Origin of the sequence: Halomonas sp. 707B3 (assembly GCF_024158645.1) — a bacterium.
Taxonomy (GTDB): Bacteria; Pseudomonadota; Gammaproteobacteria; order Pseudomonadales; family Halomonadaceae; genus Vreelandella; species Vreelandella lionensis.
In genome coordinates this window covers 1-1661 of the sequence record NZ_JAMZBE010000284.1, presented here as the reverse complement: position 1 = coordinate 1661, position 1661 = coordinate 1, and the positions used below count along the sequence as shown (strand labels likewise).

Genomic DNA, 1661 nt, shown 5'->3' with positions numbered 1-1661 from the left:
AACAACGGCGGCACAGTGCTATTGGGATGATCAGCCCAGAGGCCTTTGAAGCCCGAATGATCGCTTAAACCAGTGTCCACTGTTGCTGGGTAAGATCAGAATGTCGTTGGCCTCAGCAAACTGGCGCATGGTTTCTTCGTGTCCGGGGAACTTCTCTAGTTGCAGTGAGAAAAAGAGTGCCTCGTCCATTGGGTAACCTCCTATCAATGAAGACGCCTGCCCTTGCGGTGGCTGAATGTGTCCATAACATGCACATGCCGTAGTCACTACGGCAGGCGTCTTCGCAGGCTTAAAAGAACGGTTTTACGGGGTGTTTTAGGACGATGACTACGGCAAAGCCGGAAACCGGCGACCGGCACTCTTTATCGGCGGCTGCAATCAAACACCTTAATGCCTTGGCAAAACGGCTTGGTATAGGCCTTGCAGAGATAGCTTGCCATGTACATCGCGTCATTCATGGCCATGTAGTCATCCCTGTGGAGCACCCCTGACCAATAACGCCCGGTCGCTGGATGCTCGCTTACGTGAACGATTTGACCCCAACGAAGATCATCACCACTAAACCCTATTGCCTTTAACCACGCACGATAGACACGATGAAACAGATTATCCCTAGAGTAGCTTCCGTCATCGCTAGGGCCTGTGTAACCGATACTATCCACAGCATTCTTGTTCAATAACAACATGAGATGGTAGTGCGGTTTGTCGCTATGGGCTTGCTCTCTTGCCCAGATATAGCGAAGGTTATGCGGATACTTCAGGTTGACGCGATCCAACTCATAGCGCAGATGACGAAAGAAGCGAGTAAGCACCTCATTGTTGTCATGCAGTGGAGAGCGGGACATCGCTTCTGGAAAATGAAGATCCATACGTACCGCAAAGGTTAAGTGTTGTTGGTCAACACAGTGATGCAATGTACGCCAGGCAGAGGCTAAGTAGTTCTCAATCTGTGGTATGCCTGGCTTGAACGAAATGTCGTATTTTTGATATGTCTCACCCCAGTAAAAACGTAGCTTATCGTTATCCGGGTGGCGTAAGAGATGATCATGAAACATGTGGGTTACCTCGTTGATGGATGAAAGCATCAACAACAGGCACCGAGAGGCGTTGTGGCTTATAAAACGTTCGTGACAGCGACAGTCATGTTCCTAGGGAGCTTAATGCTGGGTTTCTCTTGCCTCTTCATGACGACATAGATAGCGTCGTCAATTTAAGCAATGGCTATACGCTGCTTGCTAAAGAGCTTTGTCTCACAGCAGTACCCGCATTATGTCTTGCCTATTGAGCACTGTAGGTGCTCTATGACTAAGCGACTGTCTCTCTGTTATGACTACGTCAACAGTACACTCTCACCTATGGCAATCACCCCATATTACTTACCCGTCAGTTCACTAGGTTGCCATGAATAAAAATGCCATGGTTTAGGTGCAGGTTTTGTATGGAAGTGCTTTGTAAGCAGGTGTTGATAAATTATCAAAGTGTTCTGCTTTGAGCAGTGAATAAGACACGATACCTCACGGGTATCCGTTGCTACATGACATCTCTCTGATCATTAGAAAATTACGGCTCTTCGACGTTGGGTGTGGAATTCGCCCCCTGAGCTGGGCCAGAATATGACCTCCACAGCGGCAGGAGGTATGACATGGACGGCACCCAGATTC

The 1661-nt window shown here is 48.5% G+C and carries 2 protein-coding genes; both read right to left on the bottom strand.

The window, feature by feature from the left end; translation table 11 throughout:
- Nucleotides 1-30: 30 nt before the first annotated feature.
- On the bottom strand, nucleotides 31-189 hold the full coding sequence (locus BIS10_RS18660) for a hypothetical protein (protein ID WP_253507754.1): 159 nt from the start codon (nucleotides 187-189) through the stop codon (nucleotides 31-33).
- A gap of 173 nt (nucleotides 190-362) precedes the next feature.
- The gene (locus tag BIS10_RS18655) at nucleotides 363-1055 is read right to left on the bottom strand and encodes an inovirus-type Gp2 protein (protein WP_253507751.1); all 693 of its coding nucleotides are present in this window, start codon (nucleotides 1053-1055) and stop codon (nucleotides 363-365) included.
- Between the last annotated feature and the right edge of the window lie 606 nt (nucleotides 1056-1661).